The sequence below is a fragment of the Albimonas sp. genome, assembly GCF_055129145.1.
The window spans coordinates 1-22,369 of the sequence record NZ_JBSRTQ010000071.1 but is presented as its reverse complement, the minus strand read 5'-3'; the positions used below and the strand labels follow the sequence as shown (position 1 = coordinate 22,369).

General features: G+C 70.3%; 19 protein-coding genes and 2 pseudogenes. 7 read left to right on the top strand and 14 right to left on the bottom strand.

Features of this window, described 5'->3' with window-relative positions:
• A pseudogene (locus ACTB72_RS12540) lies at positions 1-320 on the bottom strand (MotA/TolQ/ExbB proton channel family protein); the annotation flags it as partial.
• 182 nt (positions 321-502) lie between these two features.
• Here ACTB72_RS12540 and ACTB72_RS12535 point away from each other — a divergent pair.
• Complete coding sequence (locus tag ACTB72_RS12535) at positions 503-1,306, top strand: enoyl-CoA hydratase-related protein (protein WP_463037331.1); 804 nt, start codon at positions 503-505, stop codon at positions 1,304-1,306.
• A gap of 22 nt (positions 1,307-1,328) precedes the next feature.
• Here the strand turns inward: ACTB72_RS12535 and ACTB72_RS12530 are convergent, their stop codons facing one another.
• Genes ACTB72_RS12530 through ACTB72_RS12520 form a run of 3 tightly spaced genes read right to left on the bottom strand, consistent with a single transcriptional unit; the run spans position 1,329 to position 7,149 of the window.
• A complete protein-coding gene (locus tag ACTB72_RS12530) occupies positions 1,329-2,792 on the bottom strand; it encodes an efflux transporter outer membrane subunit (protein ID WP_463037330.1) in 1,464 nt (487 codons plus the stop codon).
• Positions 2,789-5,893, bottom strand: coding sequence for an efflux RND transporter permease subunit (locus ACTB72_RS12525; RefSeq protein WP_463037332.1), 3,105 nt, complete (start codon positions 5,891-5,893; stop codon positions 2,789-2,791). Before ACTB72_RS12525 ends, ACTB72_RS12530 begins: the two co-directional genes overlap by 4 nt.
• Before the next feature lie 2 nt (positions 5,894-5,895).
• Positions 5,896-7,149 (bottom strand): efflux RND transporter periplasmic adaptor subunit, encoded by a 1,254-nt coding sequence (locus ACTB72_RS12520; protein WP_463037329.1) that lies wholly within the window; start codon positions 7,147-7,149, stop codon positions 5,896-5,898.
• A gap of 114 nt (positions 7,150-7,263) precedes the next feature.
• On the opposite strand from ACTB72_RS12520, the gene ACTB72_RS12515 reads away from it, so the two are divergent.
• The 5 genes and pseudogenes from ACTB72_RS12515 (at position 7,264) to ACTB72_RS12495 (ending at position 10,241) form a co-directional block, all read left to right on the top strand.
• Positions 7,264-7,851: a TetR/AcrR family transcriptional regulator gene (locus ACTB72_RS12515; RefSeq protein WP_463037328.1), complete on the top strand. Its 588-nt coding sequence runs from the start codon at positions 7,264-7,266 to the stop codon at positions 7,849-7,851.
• Positions 7,852-8,198: 347 nt separating this feature from the next.
• Positions 8,199-8,855, top strand: a pseudogene (locus ACTB72_RS12510) (Mu-like prophage major head subunit gpT family protein); the annotation flags it as partial.
• 140 nt (positions 8,856-8,995) lie between these two features.
• Complete coding sequence (locus ACTB72_RS12505; RefSeq protein ID WP_463037327.1) at positions 8,996-9,121, top strand: Mu-like prophage major head subunit gpT family protein; 126 nt, start codon at positions 8,996-8,998, stop codon at positions 9,119-9,121.
• A gap of 315 nt (positions 9,122-9,436) precedes the next feature.
• Entirely contained in the window at positions 9,437-9,673 is a 237-nt protein-coding gene (locus ACTB72_RS12500; RefSeq protein WP_463037326.1) for a hypothetical protein, read from the top strand.
• 196 nt (positions 9,674-9,869) lie between these two features.
• Positions 9,870-10,241 (top strand): hypothetical protein, encoded by a 372-nt coding sequence (locus tag ACTB72_RS12495; RefSeq protein WP_463037325.1) that lies wholly within the window; start codon positions 9,870-9,872, stop codon positions 10,239-10,241.
• A gap of 180 nt (positions 10,242-10,421) precedes the next feature.
• Here the strand turns inward: ACTB72_RS12495 and ilvD are convergent, their stop codons facing one another.
• The 6 genes from ilvD to ACTB72_RS12465 form a co-directional block, all read right to left on the bottom strand.
• Entirely contained in the window at positions 10,422-12,254 is a 1,833-nt protein-coding gene (ilvD, locus tag ACTB72_RS12490) for a dihydroxy-acid dehydratase (protein ID WP_463037324.1), read from the bottom strand.
• A gap of 147 nt (positions 12,255-12,401) precedes the next feature.
• Positions 12,402-13,229: a hypothetical protein gene (locus tag ACTB72_RS12485; RefSeq protein ID WP_463037323.1), complete on the bottom strand. Its 828-nt coding sequence runs from the start codon at positions 13,227-13,229 to the stop codon at positions 12,402-12,404.
• A 12-nt stretch (positions 13,230-13,241) separates the two neighbouring features.
• A complete protein-coding gene (locus ACTB72_RS12480; RefSeq protein WP_463037322.1) occupies positions 13,242-14,093 on the bottom strand; it encodes an ABC transporter permease in 852 nt (283 codons plus the stop codon).
• Positions 14,094-14,104: 11 nt separating this feature from the next.
• Complete coding sequence (locus ACTB72_RS12475; protein WP_463037321.1) at positions 14,105-15,406, bottom strand: ABC transporter permease; 1,302 nt, start codon at positions 15,404-15,406, stop codon at positions 14,105-14,107.
• 102 nt (positions 15,407-15,508) lie between these two features.
• Positions 15,509-16,645: an extracellular solute-binding protein gene (locus ACTB72_RS12470; RefSeq protein ID WP_463037320.1), complete on the bottom strand. Its 1,137-nt coding sequence runs from the start codon at positions 16,643-16,645 to the stop codon at positions 15,509-15,511.
• 82 nt (positions 16,646-16,727) lie between these two features.
• Positions 16,728-17,822 carry an ABC transporter ATP-binding protein gene (locus tag ACTB72_RS12465; protein ID WP_463037319.1) on the bottom strand — a complete coding sequence of 365 codons (1,095 nt, stop codon included), beginning with the start codon at positions 17,820-17,822 and terminating at the stop codon, positions 16,728-16,730.
• Between the two features lie 249 nt (positions 17,823-18,071).
• On the opposite strand from ACTB72_RS12465, the gene ACTB72_RS12460 reads away from it, so the two are divergent.
• A complete protein-coding gene (locus ACTB72_RS12460) occupies positions 18,072-18,962 on the top strand; it encodes a LysR family transcriptional regulator (RefSeq protein WP_463037318.1) in 891 nt (296 codons plus the stop codon).
• Between the two features lie 189 nt (positions 18,963-19,151).
• Here the strand turns inward: ACTB72_RS12460 and ACTB72_RS12455 are convergent, their stop codons facing one another.
• The 4 genes from ACTB72_RS12455 to pdxH form a co-directional block, all read right to left on the bottom strand.
• Positions 19,152-19,646 (bottom strand): DUF4188 domain-containing protein, encoded by a 495-nt coding sequence (locus tag ACTB72_RS12455; RefSeq protein WP_463037317.1) that lies wholly within the window; start codon positions 19,644-19,646, stop codon positions 19,152-19,154.
• Positions 19,647-19,677: 31 nt separating this feature from the next.
• Positions 19,678-20,412, bottom strand: a complete 735-nt coding sequence (locus ACTB72_RS12450) for an SDR family NAD(P)-dependent oxidoreductase (RefSeq protein ID WP_463037316.1) — start codon at positions 20,410-20,412, stop codon at positions 19,678-19,680.
• A gap of 302 nt (positions 20,413-20,714) precedes the next feature.
• Positions 20,715-21,341, bottom strand: coding sequence for a hypothetical protein (locus ACTB72_RS12445; RefSeq protein WP_463037315.1), 627 nt, complete (start codon positions 21,339-21,341; stop codon positions 20,715-20,717).
• A gap of 206 nt (positions 21,342-21,547) precedes the next feature.
• Entirely contained in the window at positions 21,548-22,210 is a 663-nt protein-coding gene (gene pdxH / locus ACTB72_RS12440) for a pyridoxamine 5'-phosphate oxidase (RefSeq protein WP_463037314.1), read from the bottom strand.
• Between the last annotated feature and the right edge of the window lie 159 nt (positions 22,211-22,369).

The following is a 22,369-nucleotide window of genomic DNA, read 5'->3' as shown; positions in this document are numbered from 1 at the left end:
AGCGCGGCCTGCGCGTCGCCGGCGTCCAGCAGGGCCAGCGCCCGCGCCGCGGCGCCGCGCGACCAGGCGCCGAGCCGGACCAGCCGCCACAGCTTCCACAGGATCACCGCCAGCGCCACGACCGAGAGCGCGGCGATCACCATCCCCGCGGGCCCGCCCTTGTCGGCGAGCTCGGCCATCAGGCCCGCCGTCTCGCGCGCCATGTCGGGCGGCAGCACATGGCCGAGGGCGCCGACAAGTTCGGAAGGAGCGAGTTGGGGGGAGGCGAGTTCGGCGGACGGAAGGTCCGAGGGCGCGGCGGCCGGGGCCATGTCGGTCATCGGGGGGATCCTCCTGGCAGCAAGGCGTCGCGTCGGCCGCGGCTTGGCGGACTCCGTATACCCGACTAATTTGCTATGCAATAGCCCGGCACGTCGCGCCCGCCCGCTGGCGCAAGCCGGGAGGAAGGGGACATGGCAGCATCCGCCTCCGCCGCCCCCCTGCCCCCCCTGGGAGAACCGACATGACCGACACGCATGAGACCCCGCCCGCCCCCATCGTGATCGAAGCCCGCGACGGCGCCGTCGCGATCCTGACGCTCAACAACCCCGCCCAGATGAACGCGCTGTCCTTCGCGCTGATGACCGCGCTGCGCGAGGCGTTCGAGCGCGCGGCCGCGGACCCGGACGTGCGCGCCATCCTCGTCACCGGCGCCGGGCGCGGGTTCTGCGCCGGCGCCCAGTTCGGCGGGCCGACCTTCGGCGAGGGCGCGGCCATCGCGGATCGCATCCGGACCGGCATCAACCCGCTGATCGCGGCGATGCACGCTTCGCCCAAGCCCGTGGTCACCGCGATCAACGGGGCGGCGGCGGGGGCCGGGGTCGGGCTGGCGCTGGCCGGCGATGTGGCGGTGGCCGGGCGCTCGGCCCTGTTCCTGCTCAGCTTCGCCCGGCTCGGCGCGGCGCTGGATGCGGGGACCTCCTGGGCGGTGCAGCGGGCGGTGGGCTCGGCCCGCGCCAAGGGACTCGCTTTGCTCGCGCCCAGACTCGGGGCCGAGGACGCCGAGCGCTGGGGGCTGGTCTGGAAGACGGTGGACGACGCCGCGCTGATGGACGAGGCGCTCGGCCTCGCCCGCCAGCTCTCCGAGGGGCCGCCGATCTCGCTGGCGCTGATCAAGGCGCAGCTGGAGGAGGCGCGGGGCGCGGACCTCGCCACGGCGCTGGAAGCGGAGGCCGAGGCGCAGGGCCGCGCCTTCGTCACCGACGATCTGCGCGAAGGCGCCGCCGCCTTCGTCGAAAAACGCAAGCCGGTGTTCCGGGGGCGCTGAGCGCGCGCCCCCGGGCAGCCCCTCAGGCGCCGGGCCGCGTCCCCGCCCCGGCCCGCGACCCGGCCCCGAGCGCGATCTGAAGCGTCGCCCATTCCTTGGCGGCGTCATTGACCGCCGACGCCGCGCTGATCCGGGCGGAGACCGCCGAACCGTCGGTGACCAGCAGGTCGAGCAGGGTCAGCGCACCTTCGCGGTAGTTGGTCTGCGCGAGGCCCAGCGCCCGCCCGTAGGCCCGCGCCGCCCGGTCGAGCGCGATCGCCCGGCGGCGATACTGCTCGAGGTTCGACTGGGCCACCTGCACATCCGACACCGCGTCGACCACCGCCTGGCGCCAGGCGATCTCCGCCTGACGCGCGAGCGAGATCTTCGCGTCGCGCGAGGCCGACAGCGCGCCGCGGTTCAGCACCGGCAGGCTCAGGGTCGGCCCGAAACTCCAGCTTGAGGTCCCCGACGACAGGCTCAGATCGCCGGCGAGGGTGATCGAAGGATAGAGCGCCGCCTCCGCCACGCCCACATCGGCCACCGCGGCATGCAGCGACGCCTCGGCCGAACGCACGTCGGGGCGGTTGCGCAGCAGGTCGGCGGGCGCGCCCAGCGCCGGGGCGTCGCGGGGCGCGCGCAGCTGGGGCGCGCCGGTCTGCATCCGCGCCAGCAGCGGGCCCGCCGGCGCGTCGAGCAGGGACGCGATGGCGAAGACATTGGCGTTGAACAGCGCCGCATAGCCCGGAAGGTCGGCGCGGGCGTTGGCGAGCAGCGCCTCTGCGGTCGCCACCCCGTATTCGGTGGCGGCGCCGGCATCCAGCTGGCGGCGGGTGATGTCCACCGTCTCCTGGCGGGCGCGGATCGCCTCGCGGGTGAGCGTCAGCGCCGCCTGATAATAGCGCGCATCGGAATAGGCCGCGACCAGTTCGGCCAGCCAGGCGAGACGCGCGGTCTCGACGTCGGCGAGCCCGGCCTCGAGGCTCGCCTCGGCGCTTTCGCGCCCGCGCCGGACCCCGCCGAAGAGGTCGATGACCAGCGAGGCGCCCAGCGTCTGGGTCATTGCGCCGGTCCCGTCCACGCCATCCCCGCCCGAGCGCAGCGCGGAGGCGCCCGCCGATCCGTCCAGCGCGTCGTTGATGCCGGTCGCGCGCAGGTTGGCGCGGGCCTGGGCGATGCGCTCGCGCGCCGCCGCTTCGGTCAGGTTCCCTGCGACGCCGCGGGCGACGAATTCCTCCAGCATCGGATCGCCGTAGTCGAGCCACCAGGCGCGGCCGATCGCCGGGGCGGCGACATGGATGGAGTCGGCGGGGGTGGCGTCGGCCGCCATGCCGGGCGCGGCCGGGTCGACATAGGCGGGCGGCAGCGACGGCTGCGGCGCGACGAAATCCGGGCCGACCGGGGCGCAGGCGGCGAGCGTGGCGAGGCCGGCCAGGGCGAAGCCGGCCCTTGCGGGGCGGCGGGCGGAGGGATGGGCGGAACGGGGGGCGGGGCGGAACGCGGTCATGACCGGCTCTCCTTGGAACGGAAGATCGACGCCGCGCGCAGCACGGCGATGTAAAGCACCGGGACCATCACCACCCCGATCAGCGTCGAGGCGATGATGCCGCCCAGCATGCCGATGCCGATGGACCGCTGCGCCGCAGCCCCCGCGCCGGTGGCGATGGCAAGCGGCAGGATCCCCAGCATGAAGGCCAGCGAGGTCATCAGGATCGGGCGCAGCCGCTGGCGGGCGGCGAGCATCGTCGCCTCCAGCCGGTCCATGCCCTGCGCCTGCAAGGCTTCGGCGAATTCCACGATCAGGATGGCGTTTCGCGCCGCCAGCCCGATGGTGGTCAGCAGCCCGACCTTGAAATAGACGTCGTTGCTCTGCCCGAAGCCCTTGGCCGCGGCCAGCGCGCCGAGCACGCCCACCGGCACCGCCAGCATCACCGCGAAGGGCACCGTCCAGCTTTCGTAGAGCGCGGCGAGGCAGAGGAACACCACCACCGCCGACAGGGTGTAGAGCAGCGGCTCCTGGTTGCCCGACAGCCGCTCCTGGAAGCTGAGGCCGGTCCAGGCGGCGGCGTAGCCGCCCGGCAGCTCGGCCACCATCGCCTCCATCGCGTCCATCGCGTCGCCGGAGCTGACGCCCGCCGCCGCGGCGCCCGAGATCTCCAGCGCCCGCTGGCCGCCATAGCGCGCAAGGCGGGGCGACACCTGCTCCCATTCCTGGCTGGCGAAGGCGCCCAGAGGCGCCATCTCCCCGTCCGCATTGCGGGCGTACCAGCGCCCGACATCCTCGGGCTGCATCCGCCAGGCGGCGTCGCCCTGGACGATGACCTCGCGCAGGCGGGAGCCCAGGGTGAAGTCGTTCACGTAGTTGCCGGCGAAGATCGTCGACAGCATCGAATTGACCGAGCCGATCGAGACGCCGAACGACTCCGCCTTCTGCTGGTCGATGTCGAGGCGCAGCGCGGTCTTCGTCGGGTCCTCGGCCCCGCGCAGCTGGGTGGCGCGGCCGTCGGCGGTGGCCTGGGCCACCAGGGCCGCCGCGGCCTCGTTCAGCGCGGCGGTGCCGCGGCCGCCCTGGTCGACCAGCTGCAGGGTGAAGCCGGCCGAGTTGCCCAGGCCCTGGATCGCGGGCGGCTGCAGGAAGATCAGCTGCCCGGCCCGGTCGTTGAAGAACCGCATGTTGGCGCGCAGCGCGACCCCGGCCGCGTCGATCCCCGGCCGCGCCTCGTAATCCTTCAGCTTCACGAACATCATCGCGGTGTTCTGGCCGGTTCCGGAAAAGCCGAAGCCCATCGCCGCGAACACCGATTCGACCGCGTCCGCCTCCTCGGTCAGCATGTAGTCCTGGACGCGGCGCACCGCCTCCTCGGTCTGGGCCGTCACCGCGCCTTCGGGCAGCGAGACGATGACCATCAGCACGCCCTGATCCTCCTGCGGCAGGAACGACGCCGGCAGGTCCCGATAGATCGCCACGACGCCGGCGACGAGGATGCCCAGCACCAGCAGCATGCGGAACGGCCGTTTCACCAGCCGCCCCACCGCGCCGCCATAGCCCCCGGTCAGCCGCCCCAGCCCCGCGTTGAACCAGCGCGCCGGCGCGAAGCCCGCGCCATGGCCGGGCCTGCGCAGCAGCGACGCGCACATCGCCGGCGTCAGGATCAGCGCCACCGCCAGCGACAGCCCCATGGCCGAGATGATGGTGATCGAGAACTGCCGGTAGATCACCCCGGTCGAGCCCGACATGAAGGCCATCGGCAGGAACACCGCCGACAGCACCAGCACGATGCCGACCAGCGCCGACGAGATCTCTCCCATGCTCTTCTCGGTCGCCTCGACCGGGCCGAGGCCCTCCTCCTCCATCACCCGCTCGACGTTCTCGACGACCACGATGGCGTCGTCGACGAGCAGGCCGATGGCCAGCACCAGCGCGAACATGGTCAGCGTGTTGATCGACATATCCAGCGCGGCGAGGATCCCGAAGGTGCCGAGCAGCACGATCGGCACCGCCATGGTGGGGATCAGCGTCGCCCGCCAGCTCTGCAGGAAGACGAAAATCACCAGGAACACCAGCACGATGGCCTCGCCGAGCGTGTGGTAGACCTGGTTGATCGACTGTTCGACGAAGGGCGAGGTGTCGTAGGGATAGACCAGTTCCACCCCCTCGGGCAGCCCGGCCGAGAGGCGGTCCGCGGTCTCGCGCACCAGCGCCGCGGTATCCACCGCATTGGCGCCGGTGGCGAGGTTCACGCCGAAGCCCGCCGCGGCATGGCCGTTGCGCAGGGAATAGGAGCCGTAGTCCTCCTCCGCGATCTCCACCCGCGCCACGTCGCCGAGGAAGACCGAGGACCCGTCCTCGTTCGCGGCGAGCAGGATCCGCTCGAACTCCGCCACGGTGGAGAGCTGCGACTGCGCGGTCAGCGAGAAGGTGACCTGCTGGCCCCGCACCACCGGCTGGTCGCCCAGCGCGCCGACGGTGACGTTGGTGTTCTGGGCGGCGACGGCGGCGGTCACGTCGTCGGCGGTCAGCTGATACTGGAACAGCTTGTCGGGATCGAGCCAGATCCGCATGGCGTATTCGGTGCCGAAATTGTTGACCGACCCCACGCCCGCCAGCCGCTTGATCGGGTCGATCATCGAACGGGTCAGCATGTCGCCCAGCTCGACCGAGGTGTAGCTGTCGTCGTTCGACACCAGCGCGCCGACCAGCAGGATCGAGGAGGTGGAGCGCGTCACGCTCACGCCGCGCTGCTGGACCGAGGACGGCAGGCTCGACAGCACCAGCTGCAGCTTGTTCTGCACCTGCACCTGGGCGATGTCGGGATCGACGGTCTCGTCGAAGGTCAGCGTCAGCGACGCCGCCCCCTCCGACGAGGACGAGGTCATGTAGAGCAGCCCGTCGAGCCCGGTCAGACCGTCCTCGATCGGGATGGTGACCGAGTTCTCCACCGTCTCCGCGGACGCGCCGGAATAGGTGGCGGAGATGCGGACCGACGGCGGCGCGACCTCCGGATACTGGGCGATGGGCAGGCTGGCCAGGCCGAAGCCGCCGGCCAGCATGGTCACGATGGCCAGCACCCAGGCGAAGACCGGGCGGTGGATGAAGAAATGCGACAGGCTCATTCCGTGGCCTTCCCGCCCGCAGGGGCCTGGCCGGCAGGGGCCTGGCCCTCGGCTTGCCCGGCGGGGCTCTTGACCAGCCCGTCCTCGTCGATCCGCGCCGCCACCGGCGCCACGGCCATGCCGGCGCGCAGGGTCTTGAGACCGTCGACGATCAGCCGGTCGCCGTCCGCCAGCCCCTCGGTCACGATCCAGGCGTTGGCGAGCGTGCCGACCGAAGTCAGCGTCACCGAACGCGACGTGCCGTCATCGCCGGCCACGAAGGCGGTCAGGGCGCCGTCGCCGCCGACCGAGACCGCCCGCTGCGGGACCAGGAAGGCGTCGATGCGGCCGAGCTCGACCTCGCCGCGCACGAACATGCCGGGCAGGATCCGCCCTTCCGGATTGTCGAAGCGGAAGCGGATGGAGACCGTGCCGGTGGTCTTGGAGACCGTAGCGCTCGGCGCGACCAGCGCGCCGGAGGCGGCGTAGACCTCCCCGTTCTCCAGCCGCAGCGTGGCGCGCAGCTTGGCGTTGGGGGTCAGCACCCCGTCCTCGATCTGGCGACGGACCGACAGGATCCGGGCGCTCGGCTCCAGCATGTCGACGTCGATGGGGTCGAGCCGGGTGACCGTGGTCAGCGCGTCGGCCTGCGCCGCGGTCACCAGGTCGCCGACCGAGACCGTCGCAACCTCCGCCTGGCCCCGGATCGGCGACGCGATCAGGGTCCAGGACAGCCGCGTGCGGGCGAATTTCAGCGCCGCCCGGGCGGCGTTCAGCGTGGCCTTCGCCTCCGCCAGGTCGGAGCGCGCGGTGTCCACCTCCGACTGGGTGAAGCCCGCGCCTTTCAGCTTGGCGGCGCGGTCATAGGCCGCCTGGGCGGTGGGCAGCTGCGCCTCCGCCTTGGCGACGTCGGCCTCGGCGGAGGCCACGTCGGCGTCGTAGCTGGCGGCGTCGAGGCGGAAGAGCGGGTCGCCCACTTCCAGGGGCTCGCCGGGTTCGTAGAGGATCTCGGTGATCACGCCGTCGACGCGGGGGCGGATCGACACCTGCTCATAGGCCACGGCCCGTCCGGGCAGCGTGAACACCCGCGGGGCCGACTGCCGGCGCATCTCCACCACGCCCACCTGCATCGGCGGCATGGCGGCCCCCGGCGGCGGGCCCGCCTGCGCCCAGGCGGGCGCGGCCGGATCGAACAGCGCCAGCGCCGCGGCGACGAGCGCGACGATGCGGCAGGCGGAGGGCAACGGTCCTCCGGAGGGGGCGTTGATCATGTAAGCGGCTCCTTCAGTCGCCGGCGCTTGCGGCGCGAACATCGGCGACTCGACATTGACGGGAGTATAATTTCCTAATATGCAAATGATGCAGTCTCTGCAATGAGGAAATCGATGCCGTCCCTCCGCGAACGCCGCCGCCGCCAGACCGCACTCGACCTTCAGGAGGCGACGATCCGTCTCGCGCTGACGCATGGGCTCGACGCGGTGACCACCGACATGATCGCCGCCGAGGCCGGGGTCAGCGCCCGCACCTTCTTCAACTACTTCACGAACAAGGAGGCCGCGGTGGTCGGCGAGCTGCCGGATTTTCCGCCCGAGGCGGCCGGCCAATTCGTCGCAGGCCGCGGTCCGCTGTCGGACGACCTCCGCGCGCTGATCGCGGCGCATATGGCGCTGATGCAGCTCGCGCCCGAGACCCTGCGGGCCCTGCTGGGGCTGGCGCGCGACAATCACAAGGTCCGCCGGATGCATGACGCGGCGATGCTGACCCTGCGCGAGGCCTTCGCCGCCCTGCTCGTCCGCCGCTTGCCCGGCCGCTCCCCCGCCGCCGTGACGCTGCTGGCCGCGATGGCGCTGGAGACGTCGAAGCTGGCGCTCGACGCCTGGATGGAGGGAGCGGAGCCGGATCTGGGCGCGGCCCTGGACGCGGCCTGGGCGCGGATGGAGGAGGCCGCGGCGCTGATCGCCCCGGCTGGCTGAGCAAGGGGGGCGGGCTGAGCGGATGGGCCGGAACGGAAATGACGGGTCTCAGCTGAATTGAGCCGATGGCGGGCTTTCGGGTGGGGAAGGGCGCGGAGCGGCGGCGGTCGTCTCAGAAAAATGCCGGAAAATCAAAGGTGGATTTGGCGAATTGCGGCCGGGCGTGGGGTGTTTTGCCGACACCCCACGCTCCCATCTGCCTCCGCGCCTAAGAGAAGAACTCTGCGAAGACCATCGCGTTCAGGCACTGCATCGGATCTGATGTATCCCCGCAAACTCTTGCGGGTGATGCGGGAAAAGCCGAAATCGTGACCTGTCCCTGCCGATGCGGCTCTGGGACAGGCCGAATGATCATCAACGAAACGTCGCTCGCTCTGGTCTTTCAGGGCTTCCAGACCGTCTGTCGCGACAGCGACGACAAGACCCCGATCAACCATGATCGGATCGCGATGACCGTGCCGAGTTCGGCGCGCGATGAAACCTATGGCTGGCTGGGCCAGTTCCCCAACCTGCGCGAGTGGGTCGGCCAGCGGCACGTCCAGAACCTGACCGCGTCGTCGTTCACGATCCTCAACCGCAAGTTCGAAAACACGGTGGAGGTTCCGCGCGACACGATCAGGGACGACCGGCTTGGCATCTTCAAGCCGATGTTCGCGGAAATGGGCCTCGCGGCGAAGACGCATCCCGACGAACTGGTGTTCGAGCTGCTGGCCTCGGGCTTCGCGTCCGCGTGCTATGACGGCCAGAACGTCTTCGACGCCGATCATCCGGTGATCGGCGCCGATGGCGCGACGGCGTCCGTCTCCAACCCGGGCGGCGGGGCCGGGACGCCCTGGTTCCTCATCGACACGTCGCGGGCGGTGCGGCCGGTCATCCGGCAGGTGCGCGAGGATCACGCGTTCCAGCGCAAGGATCGGCCCGAAGACGATCACGTCTTCAAGAACGACTCCTACCTCTATGGCATCCGGGCGCGGGCGAATGCGGGCTTCGGCCTGTGGCAGCTCGCCTATGGGTCGAAGCAGACGCTCGACGCCGGCAGCTACGCCGCGGCCCGCGCGGCACGGAGACTACGCCGCGGCCCGCGCGGCGATGATGAACCTGCGCGAATGGCGGCCGGCCGCTCGGGATCAAGCCGACGGCGCTGGTGGCGCCGCCGACGCTGGAAGTCGCCGCGCTGGCCCTGCTCAACACCGAAACCATTTCCGGCGGCGAGTCCAATGTCTGGCGCAACACGGTCGAACTGATCGTGACGCCCTTCCTCGCCGCCTGATCCGCTCAGCCGGCCCCCCGACCCTGCGGCGCCGATCGGCGGCCCCGATCAAAGGCGGAACCCTTCCGATGCGCGACCTGTTCCTCGCCACCTGCGACCGCGAGATTGTTCCGACCGCGAAGGGGGGCGCGCCCGAATGGGTGCATCTCCTGCCGACCGGCGACATCTCCGGCGTCGACGGGCGCAGCTACGTCCTGCGCAACCCTCGGACGCTGATCGACGACTTCGCCGCCGGCGGGCTCGATCTGCCGGTGGACGACCACCACCAGAACGACGGCGACGCGGACGCGGGCCGCGGGGAAGGTCGAAGACGCCTTGCGGCGCGGCTGCCTGACCCCGGCGATGCGCCCGTGGGCGCTGTCGCTATGCCGTCAGGACGAAGCGAGCTTCGACGCCTTCCTCGGCTCGACCGTGCCGATGTTCGCGCATCTCACGCGGCCCTCGACTACGGCGAGTTTCCCGCCGGGCGCCGAGCTGGCGCGGCATGACGAAGGGCCGGCGGCGTCGGTCTGCGCCCAGCTCGGCCTTCCGGTCGGCGCGCTGAAAGACTGACCGGAGCGGCCGAGCGATGCGTCCCGTGATGGCGAGGATGGTGGCAGGCGCCCCGAAGACTAACGTCCGAAACAGCTCCGGCTTCAGGCCGGCAATCCGATGCGCCTGACGGAAGGATAGCCATGAAGCGACCCGAGCGGAAGCCGCATCTCAACAAGACGCGCCGACCGTTCCCGCGCGAGCGGGCGGATCGACCATGGCCGACGCGCCTGCGACGGTAACAGAGCTGATGCGCGAACTGGCCGCCGCCCAGGCGCTGACACGCCAGCTCGCGGCGGTGCTCGACGCGGCCGTGAACCGGCTTTCACCGGGCGTTGAACAGGCCGTTCAAGCCCCCTTCAAGTCGCCCCTGATCGGCGCGCGCCCCGGCGGCTGGCGGGTGGCGGTGCCGGGGGCCTCGGGCGCAGCGTCTCTCGCAACGGCGCGCGACCGCATCCCGCGTCGCATCCCGCTCGCCAAGCCCTGGATCGCCCGAGTCCTCGTCGCCCGCGGTCTCTCCACCGCCGAGATCGCCCGGACGCTGCTGACCTCGGACGTTTCGGTCCGCAAGCGGCTCCAAATCCGCTGACGCCCCGCCCACCCGCCGGACCTCATTCTCACGAGATACGGCCTGCTCTCAGCTGATCCCGCAAATACCCGGCTCAAAGCAGCTGAGATGGGCAGACTGAACAGGTGAGAGACTACAGGAAACGGGGCCGGCGCGGTCCCGCGCCGGCCCCGTTCGGGCCTTCGTCCCGGAGGTCTCGCGTCAGATCTGACGCACCGCCCCCTTGGCGGCCGAGGTGGTCAGCGCCGCATAGGCCTTCAGCGCGGTCGAGACCTTGCGCTTGCGCGGCTTCGCCGGAACCCAGCCGGCCGCGTCGCGGGCGGCGCGACGTTCCGCCAGCACCTCGTCCGACACTTCGAGCCGGATCGAGCGGGCGGGGATGTCGATGACGATGCGGTCGCCCTCCTCCACCAGCCCGATGGTCCCGCCCTCGGCCGCCTCGGGCGACACATGCCCGATGGAGAGCCCCGAGGACCCGCCCGAGAACCGCCCGTCCGTCACCAGCGCGCAGGCGGCGCCGAGCCCCTTCGATTTCAGGTAGGAGGTCGGGTAGAGCATCTCCTGCATCCCCGGACCGCCCCGCGGCCCCTCGTAGCGGATCAGCACCACGTCGCCCGGCTTCACCTTGCCGGTGAGGATGGCGGAGACGCTGTCGTCCTGGCTCTCGTAGATCCGCGCCGGGCCGGTGAATTTCAGGATCGAATCGTCCACGCCCGCCGTCTTCACGATGCAGCCGTCCTCGGCGAGGTTGCCGTAGAGCACCGCGAGCCCGCCGTCCTTGGAAAAGGCGTGCTCGGCCGAGCGGATCACGCCGTTTTCGCGGTCGAGATCCACGCTGTCATAGCGCCGGTCCTGGCTGAACGCGGTCTGGGTCGGCACGCCGCCGGGGGCCGCGCGATAGAAATCATGCACCGCGGCCGAGCTGGTCCGCGACACGTCCCAGCGGTCCAGCGCCTGGCCGAGCGTGCCGGAATGGACCGAACCGACCGAGGTATCCAGCAGCCCCGCCCGGTCGAGCTGGCCGAGGATCGACATGATGCCGCCGGCGCGGTGCACGTCCTCCATATGCACGTCGGCCTTGGCGGGGGCGACCTTGCAGAGCACGGGGACCTTTCGCGACAGCTTGTCGATGTCGGCCATGGTGAAATCCACCTCGGCCTCATGCGCCGCGGCCAGCAGATGCAGCACGGTGTTGGTCGACCCGCCCATGGCGATGTCGAGCGTCATGGCATTGGCGAAGCCGGCGTAACCCGAGATGTTCCGGGGCAGCACGCTTGCGTCGTCGCCCTCATAGTAGCGCTTGGCGAGGTCGACGATCAGGTGCCCGGCCTCGACGAACAGGCGCCGGCGGTCGGCATGGGTGGCGAGCGTCGAGCCGTTGCCGGGCAGCGACAGGCCCATCGCCTCGGTCAGGCAGTTCATCGAATTGGCGGTGAACATGCCCGAACAAGACCCGCAGGTCGGGCAGGCCGAGCGCTCGATGGTCTCGACATCGGCCTCGGACACCCGGTCGTCGGCGGCGGCGACCATGGCGTCGACCAGATCGACGGCCTTGGCGACGCCGTTCTCCAGCACCACCTTGCCCGCCTCCATCGGCCCGCCGGAGACGAAGACCACGGGGATGTTCAACCGCATCGCGGCCATCAGCATGCCGGGCGTGATCTTGTCGCAATTGGAGATGCAGACCATGGCGTCGGCGCAATGCGCGTTGACCATGTATTCCACCGAATCCGCGATCAGCTCCCGCGAGGGCAGCGAATACAGCATCCCGTCATGGCCCATGGCGATGCCGTCATCGACCGCGATGGTGTTGAATTCCTTGGCGACGCCGCCGGCCGCCTCGACTTCGCGCGCCACCAGCTGACCGAGGTCCTTGAGGTGGACATGCCCCGGCACGAACTGGGTGAAGGAGTTGACGATGGCGATGATCGGCTTGCCGAAATCGCCGTCCTTCATGCCGGTGGCGCGCCACAGGCCGCGGGCGCCGGCCATGTTGCGGCCATGGGTGGTGGTCCGGGAACGATAGACGGGCATGAGGCTGACCTTTCAATTCGACGGCGGACGGCGCGCGCCGCGCGGCCGGACAGGGCCGCCGGTGTCCTCCAGACGGCCGAATATTTCAAGAGCGCGGAGGATTTTTTAGGAAAGTTCCGGGCGGCAGGGGAGGACGGGGGCGAGGCCCTACGGGCAGCTCTCCGCGGTGCGCAGGCGCAGAACGTTGGACAGCTTCGCCATCCCCGCCCGGTCGAGCAGGCCGCAGGACGTGGCCCGCCCCTCCCCCGCCCGTTCGCAGAAATCATAGCCGCCCATGTCGAGGTTCAGGGCCATGACCGGATCGTGGTCGCGCGCCAGCTCCTCGGCCGCCTCGTGCAGGGTCAGGGCGCGCCCGCCGCTCTGCCACAGGCCGAGCGCGCCGTCCTTCGACTGGAACAGCACCCGGCGCGCGGCGAGCGGCGCGTCTTCGACCGGGCGCAGATCGAGCGCGCCGTCGCGGATCAGCAGATGGGATTGCAGGACCGAAGCGCCGGCTTCGGCCGCGGCGGCGAGAAAATCGCGCCGTTCGTCGAGCGAAGTCAGGTCGCGTCGCGTCCCGCCCAGCGGCGCGGCGGAGGCGAGCGCGATGCGCGCCGTCCCGTCGGCGGCCACGATCAGCAGGCCGTCCATGCGCGCCAGCTCCCGGCTCGCCACTTCGCCGCCGCGCAGGAAGATGCCGACGGGCTTGGGCCGCTCGTCCTCGCGCTTGTCGACGCCGGTATAGGCGCCGGTCACGGTCAGCCCGCCCGGGCGCGCGTCGTCGAGGCGGGCGGCGTCCTCGGGCAGCAGCAGGATCTCCGCCGCCCCCGGCCCGGGACAGGCGGCGCCCATCAGCCCCGCGCCCTCCGGCAGCGCCGCGGCGCCGAGGCCCCCGCCCACGCTCCCCAGAACGCAGAGCGCCGCGATCGCCGGAAGCGCGGCCCGCGCCGCGTTCCAGCGCCATCGGCCCGCGCGCCGTGCGGAGGCGTCGTTCATCGCGTCCACGGCTCAGCCCGGCGACATGCCGCGCAGCCGCTCCGACCGCCGACGCAGGATCTCGAGCGTCGCCAGCAGCAGGATCGACAGCGCCACCAGCAGCGTCGCCACCGCGAGGATGGTCGGGCTGATCTGTTCGCGCAGGCCGGTGAACATCTGCCAGGGCAGCGTCTTCTGCCCGGCGGAGCCGAGGAACAGCACCACCACAACCTCGTCGAAGGAGGTGATGAAGGCGAAGAGCCCGCCCGACACCACGCCCGGCAGGATCAGCGGCATCTGCACCTTGAAGAAGGTGCGCACCGGCCCCGCCCCCATGTTCGCCGCCGCCCGGGTCAGCGAGCGGTCGAAGCCCACCAGCGTGGCGGTGACGGTGATGATCACGAAGGGCGTGCCGAGCGCCGCATGGGCCAGCACCACGCCGATCCAGGTGCCCTGCAGCCCGACGCGGGAATAGAAGAAATACATCCCCGCCGCCGAGATGATCAGCGGCACGATCATCGGCGAGATCAGGATCGCCATGATCGCGCCCCGGAACGGCGCCTTGCCCGAGCTGAGGCCGATGGCGGCCAGCGTGCCCAGCGTGACCGACACCATGGTCGCCGCCGGCGCGATGGACAGGGAGTTCCACATGGCGCTCTGCCAGTCGGAATTGGTGAAGAAGTCCCGGTAGTGCTCCAGCGAATAGGCGTCGACCTCGAAGGCCAGCATGCCCGGCGTGAAGGTGAAATAGGGCAGCGCGTTGAAGCTGAGCGGAATGATCACCATGATCGGGAAGATCAGGAAGAACAGGATCAGCCCGACCATCGCTCGGAACATGTAATACCAGACCCGCTGGGGCGTGGAGGCGTAGGGTTGCAGCGCCATGCGATCGCTCCTCAGCCCAGTTTCACGTTATCGATGCCCACGATCTTGTCGTAGAGCCAGTAGAGCCCCATCACCAGGACCAGCAGCATCGCGCCCAGCGCCGCGGCCAGACCCCAGTTCAGCGAGCTGGAGATATGGAAGGCGATGCGGTTGGAGATGAAGGTGCCCGAGGTGCCCCCGACCAGCTCCGGCGTGATGTAATAGCCGATGGCCAGAATGAAGCACAGGATCGCGCCGGCGCCGATGCCCGGCACCGATTGCGGGAAATACACCCGCCAGAACGCGGTCCAGTCGTTCGCGCCCATGGATTTCGCCGCACGCAGATAGCTCGGCGGGATGGTCTTCATCACCGAATAGAGCGGCAGGATCATGAACGGCAGCAGGATATGGGTCATGGCGATGACCGTGCCGATCTGGTTGTTGATCATCACCAGCCGGGCGTCGTCGGCCACCAGCCCGACATAGACCAGCATGTCGTTGATCACCCCCTGTTCCTGCAGCAGCACCTTCCACGCCGAGGTCCGCACCAGCAGCGAGGTCCAGAACGGCAGCAGCACCAGGATCATCAGCAGGTTGGCGGACTTCATCGGCAGATTGGCCAGCAGCCAGGCCACCGGGTAGCCCAGCAGCAGGCAGCAGGCGCAGATGGTCAGCGACAGGACGATGGTGCGTACGAAAAGCTTGACGTAGATCGCCTGGAAATCGGAGACGGTCTCGATCCCGTCCGGCGTCAGCTTCATGTCCGCCGCCTGCAGGAAATAGCCCGGCGTATAGCGCGGCGAGAAAGTCTTGAGGATCGCCCAGGGCTCCACCGTGCCCCAGTCCTCGTCGATGTCGGCGAATTGCGGCTGCAGCGGCTGGGCGGTGTCGATCCGGCCGAGGCGGCGCTCGTTGGTCTTGCGGAACAGGGAGGACATCCCCGATTCCTCGTAATTCAGGCGGGACCCGAGGCGGGTGTGGATCTTGGCGTCCGTCGCGATCAGCATGTCGTCGTAGAAGGCCCTGTAGACCGTCTCGGGCGGCGTGCCGGTTTCGGGATCCCAGGATTGCAGCTGCTCGACGGTGCGCGGCAGCGTCTCGGCCACGATCTCGTTCTCGACCGAGCGGAACAGCATGTCGGCGATGGGCGCGATGAAGCTGACCATGACGAAGGCCAGCAGCGGCAGGATCAGCAGGAAGGCCCGGATCCGTGCGCGACGTTCGGCGCGGGCGATGGAACTCTTCAGCGGCGTGCCGTCGGCGGCCAGCAACAGGCCGGAGGCGCTGCGGTTCTCTTCGGGCGCGAACCCGTCGCTCGCGGTCGCGTCAGCCATGGCTCGCCCCCTCGCCTCGATGGATGTGACGGACGGGCCGGAAGGGCCCGTCCGCGGATCGCGTGACCCGCGCGCGCCCCGGGGCGCGCGCGGCAGGCCTGCTTACTGCAGCAGCCAGGACTGGAACTTGGCGTCCAGATCGTCGCGGTAGTCGGCCCACCACTCGTAGTTGAACAGGAAGGTGTTCTTCGAGTTGTCGGGATCGGTCGGCATGTGCGGCGCCATCTCGATGCCGAGCTCGGCGTGCTGGCCGACCAGAGGGGCCGAGGAGGCGCGGGCCGGGCCGTAGGAGATGTACTTGGCCTGGTCCGCCAGACGCTGGGTGTCGGTGGCGAAGTGCAGGTAGTGCATCACGCGCTTCAGACGGTCCTCGGGCAGACCGGCCGGCACGATCCAGCCGTCGAGGTCGAACACCTGGGCGTCCCACATCATCGCGACGGGCTGCTTCTGCTCTTCGATCAGCGCGAACAGGCGGCCGTTGTAGGTCGAGCCGAACACCACCTCGCCGTCGGCGAGCAGCTGCGGCGTCTCGGCGCCGGCGTTCCACCAGACCACGTCGTCCTTGATCTCGGAGAGCTTGGCGAAGGCGCGGGCCTGGCCTTCCTCGGTCTCAAGCACGTCGTAGACGTCCTCCTTGGCGACGCCGTCGCACATCAGCGCCCATTCCATGTTGCCGATGGGCCGCTTTTCCAGGCTGCGCTTGCCGGGGAAGGTCTCGGTGTCGAAGACATCGCAGATTTCGGTCGGCTCCTTGCCGTTCCACTCGGGAACGTCGGTGCGGTAGCCGAACGTGGTCGAAAACACGATCTGCGGCACGAAGCAGTCGTTGATCAGCGTGTCGCCGAAATCCTCGGACGGGAGCGCGCCGTCGTCGCCCTTGGCGAGAACCTCGTCGACGTCGATCTCCATCGCGAGACCTTCGTCGCACAGCCGGATGGAGTCGGCCCCGGTCACGTCGACCAGGTCCCAGGTCATGTTGCCGGCCTCTTCCATGGCGCGCAGCTTGGCCACGGCCTCGGCGGAGGACTCGTCGTTGATGATCTCGATGCCGGTCAGGGCCTGGTAGGGCTCCGAATAGGCCTTCATCTGGCTGTTCGAATAGGCGCCGCCCCAGGACACGATGGTCATGGAATCGGCGCAGCCCTCGCAGGGCGGCAGCTCCTGGGCGGAAATGGCGCCGGCGGCCGCGGCGGCGGTCATGGCCAGCGCGCTCCCGCCAAGCAGGTTCCTGAGTTTCATACGGTCTCTCCCGTTGGTATGGGCCCGAACGGTGTCGGTGTCGGAACGCGCGATCGGGCAGGGACGCGCGCCCTTGGCCGCGCTATGCTGCGTCGAGCGCGCGGCAGTCCTCGGCGCGCCAGGTGAGACCTGCGGTCTCCCCGATCCTCAGCGCCGAAACTTCGGCGGCGTTGGGCACCTTCACGACGAAGTCGCGGTTGCCCAGCACCTCCATGCGGACCCGGATGTGGTCGCCGAGATAGATCAGCTCCTTCACCAGGCCCGTGACCCCTTCTTCGTCGGGGCCGACATCGACGTCGAATTCCACCCGTTCCGGGCGAAGCGACAGCCGCGTGGCCGATCCCGGCTCCCCGCAGTTCACCGCCAGCGCCCGGCTCAGGGTGCCGTCGGAGAAGCGGACGCGGGCGTAGCGCCCGTCGACGCTCTCGACGGTGGCGTCGAGCGTGTTGTTCTCGCCGATGAACTGCGCGACGAAGCTGTTGTCGGGCTTTTCGTAGAGCATCGGCGGCGAGGCGAGCTGCTGGATCTTGCCGTCGTTGAACACGGCGATCCGGTCCGACATGGTCAGCGCCTCGGACTGGTCATGGGTCACATAGACCACGGTGACGCCGAGATTATCGTGGATGTGCTTGATCTCGAACTGCATCTGCTCGCGCAGCTGCTTGTCGAGCGCACCCAGCGGCTCGTCCATCAGCACCAGTTCGGGGTCGAAGACCAGCGCGCGGGCGACCGCGACGCGCTGCTGCTGGCCGCCCGAAAGCTGGGCGGGCCGGCGGCCGCCGAAGTCGCCCATCTGGACCATGTCCAGCGCGCGCTTCACCTTGGTCTCGATCTCCGCCTTGCCCATTTTTCGGACTTCGAGCGGAAATGCGAGATTTTCGGCCACGGTCATGTGGGGGAACAGGGCGTAGTTCTGGAAGACCATGCCGATGCCGCGCTTGTGCGGGGGCACGGAGTTGATGGGTTTGCCGTCCAGCCTTATGTCCCCGTGAGTCGCCGTCTCGAATCCGGCGAGCATCATGAGACAAGTGGTCTTGCCCGAGCCTGACGGCCCGAGCATGGTCAGGAACTCGCCCTTCCCGATGTTCAGGTTCAGATCTTTGACGACGAGGGTCTCCCCGTCATAACTTTTCTGAACGCGATCGAATTCGACGAAAGCGTCGGCGGATGCGGTCATGTGGCCTTCCTGTTGGGGCGCGAGCCCTCTGCCGGGACCCTGTCGCTCTGCCATAAGCTAAACATAGGCCTGCCGCGCCGCACAACCCTTAGGCGCCCATTTCATGGCGTATCGCATTCGCGAAGCGGAAAACCTGCACGGAACATGAACTTCCCGCAGGGCGGCATGGTCGCAGGGGGCGGGGAATTGTTGACGCTGATGCAAAATGCGCCGAATCTCAGGGGTGTTGACCGCAAGGATGTTGCACCCATGGATCGTCTCAGCGAGATGGAGGCCTTCGTTCGGGTCGTGGACCTGGGAGGGTTCACCGACGCCGCGCGCAAGATGGGCCTGTCCAAATCGGCCGTGTCCAAGCACGTCGCCTCGCTGGAGGACCGGCTTGGCGCGCGGCTGTTGAACCGGACCACGCGCCGGGTGTCTCCCACCGAAATCGGGCTCGCCTTCTACGACCGCGCCATCCGGGTGCTGGCCGAGGCCGAGGAAGCCGACGCGATGGTGTCCTCGATGCAGGACACGCCGCGGGGCGAGCTGCGCATCTCGGCGCCGGTGTCCTTCGGGCTCAGGCGCCTCGCCCCGGCGGTGGCGGAGTTCCTGCGCCGCTATCCCGACATCTCCGTGCATCTGGTGCTCGACGACCGCTTCGTGGAGCTGGTGGCCGAGGGCTACGACCTCGCCATCCGCATCGGCGAGCTGCCGGATTCCACGCTGCGGGCGCGAAAACTGTCGGACGCGCAGGCCAAGCTGGTGGCCTCGCCCGCCTATCTCGCCGAGCATGGCGAGCCGACGACCCTGCAGGAGCTCTCGGACCACCAGCTGCTGCATTATTCCAACCAGAGCTCCGGCAACTTCTGGCGCCTGCAGGGGCCGGGGGGGCAGGAGCGGCAGGTGCGGGCCGTGGGCCGGCTGACGGTGAACAACGGCGACGCGCTGCGCACGGCGGCGGCGGACGGGCTGGGGGTGGCGTTCCTGCCCGATTTCATCATCGGCGACGCGCTGGAGACGGGCGTGTTGAAGGAGATCCTGCCCGACACCCGCCGGGCGCCGCTGGGCGTGTTCGCGATCTATCCCGAGGGCCGGTTCCCGCAGCCCAAGCTGCGCGCCTTCATCGATTTTCTGGTGGAGTCGCTCAAACCCGCCTGACCGCCCGGCCCCACCCGGCCGAAGCGCCGCGACGCCCGTTCCGCGGACTTCGCCGTTCCGCCCGCGGCGCTTGGCGCCCGGTCGCCAGGCCGCGCCGGCGCCAGCGGCGCCCCCGGTCCCCTGCGCCGCGGGCGTGACGGCGTGACCGGCGCAACGGTCGTCGCGGCGCCCCCGACCGGGGACCCTGCGTCAGGCCTCGCCGCCCTCTTCTCCCGCCGCCAGCCGCATCCGCGCCGCCTCCCGCCGCCCCGTCGCCGGGATCACGCCGACCGCGCCGCCGAGGCCCCAGGGGGGCATGCCGCTGTAGACCGTCTCGCTGCAGCCGGGCGCGACCAGATAGGTCTCGTGCCAGATCCCCACATCACCGCGGGCGTTCTTGAAGCGTCGGTTGAAATCCACCCAGGCCGGCCAGTGGGCGCGATCCGGGGCGCGGGCGTAGGCCTCCAGCTGCTCGAACGAGCGCCAGTATTGCGCCATCGACGCGAACCCCAGCGCCTGGCGGCCCAGATAGCCGGTCTCGGCCGAGGGCCGCGCCTCCAGCTCCGCGATCATCGCCGCCATCGCCCGGCCGACGGAGATCGCCTTGCCCAGCTTCCAGGGTTTGTTGAACCGGGCGCCGATGAGGAAGACGACGAACGCGCCCTGGATATCGGCGGTCACCCGCCCCGCGATCACCTTCGCCATCCGCGCGCCCGCCCCCCTGCCCCGCGGCGCGTCAGATGTGCTGGCCGCCGTTGACCTCGATCTCGACGCCAGTCACATAGCTGCTTTCGGCCGAGCACAGATAGTAGATCGTGCGCGCCACCTCCTCGGGCTTGCCGAGGCGGCGCAGCGGCAGCTTCTCGGCCAGCTTGTCGGTGCCGGGGCTGAGAATCGCCGTCTCGATCTCTCCGGGCGCGATGGCGTTGACCCGCACGCCGAGCGGCCCGAAATCATGCGCCATCTCGCGGGTCAGACCCGACAGCGCCGCCTTGGAGGTCGCATAGGCCGCCCCCGCGAACGGATGCACGCGCGACCCCGCGATCGAGGTGACGTTGACGATGGCGCCCTGCGCCGCCGCCAGCTCCACGCGCAGCCCGCGGGCGAGCACCACCGGGGCGAAGAAGTTGACGTGGAACACCTTTCCCCAGTCGCGCAGGTCGGTGGTCAGGGTCGACAGCCGCTCCCCCTCCGGCCCCTTCGGCGAGATGCCGGCGTTGTTGACCAGCGCCTCCAGCTTGCCGTTGGTGAGGCGGGAGCGGATTTCGGCCACCGCCTCCATGGTCGAGGACGGGTCGCCGAGATCGATCTGGATGTGATCCTCGGGCCCCGCCTCCCAAGGGCAATCCTCGGGGAACGGGTGGCGCGAGCAGGTGATCACCCGCCAGCCGGCCGAGGAGAAGCGCTTGACGGTGGCGTGGCCGATCCCGCGCGAGGCGCCGGTCAGCAGCAGGGTCTTGCGATCGGGCATGGTCCGCGATTCCTGGAAGCGACGGGAGAGGCGACGGGCGCGGCGGCTGCGCCGGAAGGCGAAGCGGCCGGGCGGCGCGTGGTCCTCAGCAACCTGCGGCGCCTTGCGCGGTGGAGCAAGGGGGGGCGGGGTCGCGGGAGGGGGAGAGTCGGGGGCGGATCGCGGCGCCCTGCCCGATCCGGCCCCGCAGGCGGCGGAGGGCGCCGCCGTCGGGCGCCCTCCGCACGGGTCCCGGCAAGGCGCGGCCGGGGCGGTCGGATCGGCGGACACGCGCCGGCGAGGCGAAGGAGGCGGGCGCAGAATCAGCCTTCGATCAGACCGAGTCGGCGCATCGCCTGGGCCAGCGACGCATGCATCCGCCAAACGATCTCGCCATCGGCGTCGCCGCGGCCGTCGACTTCGGCGATCACCATGATCCAGGCGGCCGGATCGGCGGCCAGCAGCTCGGGCTCGGGGCGCAGGTCCATCGCCTCTGCCAGGTCGCGGGCGAGCTTGGCGTAATGGATGTTCGCTCCCCAGATTCCATCGTAACCGCCGGCCCGCCCGATCTCCGCCGCCGCGAGCGTCCGTCCCGGGGCGCCGGCATGGGCGGCGAGCATCGTGAGGCGCGCGCCCCTGGGGTCCACATGGTCGAGCGCGTCGAGAAATTCCTCGGCCGAGGCGACGTCCATCGGCTCGGCCAGCCGTCTCGCCGCGACGAAGCCGGCATGACGGGCGTCGATCCGAGCCCGCAGCGCCGCCAGCACCGCGGCGCGGTCGGGTCCGGTTTCGCGCGGCAGCGCCCGGCGCGCGTCATTGCGGCCCGAGCGGGTGGCCGTCCCCTCCCACCCGTCGTCCAGCCGCGTCACCTGGAGCGACCAGCCGCGATGCGGCGCCGGGGCCGCGCCGGCCTGGCGGCGCGGCGACGAGGAGAACGAAATCGGGACCATCACGCGACGCTCCGGGCACGCAAGCACATGAACAAGAGTTAATGCTGCGGGTCGCGGGAAACACCGTCTCGTTTTGGAACAGACCGCGACGCGCCGACGCGGCCGGCGCCGATCACGCGAGCGCCGGCGTCGCGCAAAGCGCATGCGCGGCGGACCGATGGACCGCCCCGGGCGGGCGCGCCTCGCGACGCGCGCCCGGGAAGCGGTCAGGGATTGAGGCGGCGCACCGTCCAGCGCGTCGCGTCGGGATCCTCGCGCCGCCACTGGAAGCGGTCATGCAGGCGATGGGCGCCGTCGGCCCAGAACTCGATCTCCACCGGCCGGATCCGGAACCCGCCCCAGAACGGGGGACGCGGCGGGTTCAGCGGGTGGCGGGCGGCGACCTTGGCCACCTCCCCCATCAGATGCCCGCGCGACGACAGCGGCCGCGACTGCTCCGACGCCCAGGCGCCCAGCCGCGACTGCAATCCGCGGGATCGGTAATAGGCGTCGGCCTTCTCGCCCTCCTCCTTCACCACCAGGCCGCGGGCGCGGACCTGCCGGCGCAGCGACTTCCAGTGCATGACGAAGCCGGCCTTGCCGGTGGCCGACAGTTCCTCGCCCTTGGCGGAGCCGTAGTTGGTGTAGAACACGAAAGCGCCGCCGGGGGTTTCGGCCGGACCCTCGATGGCCTTCATCAGCACCATGCGCACATTGGGCAGGCCGGAGGCGTCGACGGTGGCGAGCGCCATGGCGGTGGGGTCGTTGACCTCCTCCTTCGCGGCTTCGGCGAGCCAGGCGGCGGCGAGCGCAAAGGGATCGTCGCCGGCGAACTTGCCCTCGCGGGTCTCGGTCTCGTCGATCTGGAAGGGAGAGGCGAGGACGGTCATGGCGGCGCTCCTGCGGTCGGGGTCGCTCCGATAGGTCGGCCGACGGCGGGGCGTGGTCAAGAGGCGATGGCGCAGGTCGTGGACGGGGGCGCCTGGCGGAGGGGGCGCCGCGCCCGGCGTGGCGCCAGCGGCTGCGCAGCGCTCGCGGCGCGTTTCGGC

What these genes read in the sequence shown, in the direction of transcription:
- ilvD (WP_463037324.1), bottom strand. Translation starts at nt 12,254, where the DNA reads ATGCCCGTCTATCGTTCCCGGACCACCACCCATGGCCGCAACATGGCC.
- ACTB72_RS12485 (WP_463037323.1), bottom strand. Translation starts at nt 13,229, where the DNA reads ATGAACGACGCCTCCGCACGGCGCGCGGGCCGATGGCGCTGGAACGCG.
- pdxH (WP_463037314.1), bottom strand. Translation starts at nt 22,210, where the DNA reads ATGACCGTCCTCGCCTCTCCCTTCCAGATCGACGAGACCGAGACCCGC.
- ACTB72_RS12445 (WP_463037315.1), bottom strand. Translation starts at nt 21,341, where the DNA reads ATGGTCCCGATTTCGTTCTCCTCGTCGCCGCGCCGCCAGGCCGGCGCG.
- ACTB72_RS12530 (WP_463037330.1), bottom strand. Translation starts at nt 2,792, where the DNA reads ATGACCGCGTTCCGCCCCGCCCCCCGTTCCGCCCATCCCTCCGCCCGC.
- ACTB72_RS12520 (WP_463037329.1), bottom strand. Translation starts at nt 7,149, where the DNA reads ATGATCAACGCCCCCTCCGGAGGACCGTTGCCCTCCGCCTGCCGCATC.
- ACTB72_RS12460 (WP_463037318.1), top strand. Translation starts at nt 18,072, where the DNA reads ATGGATCGTCTCAGCGAGATGGAGGCCTTCGTTCGGGTCGTGGACCTG.
- ACTB72_RS12475 (WP_463037321.1), bottom strand. Translation starts at nt 15,406, where the DNA reads ATGGCTGACGCGACCGCGAGCGACGGGTTCGCGCCCGAAGAGAACCGC.
- ACTB72_RS12465 (WP_463037319.1), bottom strand. Translation starts at nt 17,822, where the DNA reads ATGACCGCATCCGCCGACGCTTTCGTCGAATTCGATCGCGTTCAGAAA.
- ACTB72_RS12480 (WP_463037322.1), bottom strand. Translation starts at nt 14,093, where the DNA reads ATGGCGCTGCAACCCTACGCCTCCACGCCCCAGCGGGTCTGGTATTAC.
- ACTB72_RS12450 (WP_463037316.1), bottom strand. Translation starts at nt 20,412, where the DNA reads ATGCCCGATCGCAAGACCCTGCTGCTGACCGGCGCCTCGCGCGGGATC.
- ACTB72_RS12515 (WP_463037328.1), top strand. Translation starts at nt 7,264, where the DNA reads ATGCCGTCCCTCCGCGAACGCCGCCGCCGCCAGACCGCACTCGACCTT.
- ACTB72_RS12470 (WP_463037320.1), bottom strand. Translation starts at nt 16,645, where the DNA reads ATGAAACTCAGGAACCTGCTTGGCGGGAGCGCGCTGGCCATGACCGCC.
- ACTB72_RS12535 (WP_463037331.1), top strand. Translation starts at nt 503, where the DNA reads ATGACCGACACGCATGAGACCCCGCCCGCCCCCATCGTGATCGAAGCC.
- ACTB72_RS12455 (WP_463037317.1), bottom strand. Translation starts at nt 19,646, where the DNA reads ATGGCGAAGGTGATCGCGGGGCGGGTGACCGCCGATATCCAGGGCGCG.
- ACTB72_RS12495 (WP_463037325.1), top strand. Translation starts at nt 9,870, where the DNA reads ATGGCCGACGCGCCTGCGACGGTAACAGAGCTGATGCGCGAACTGGCC.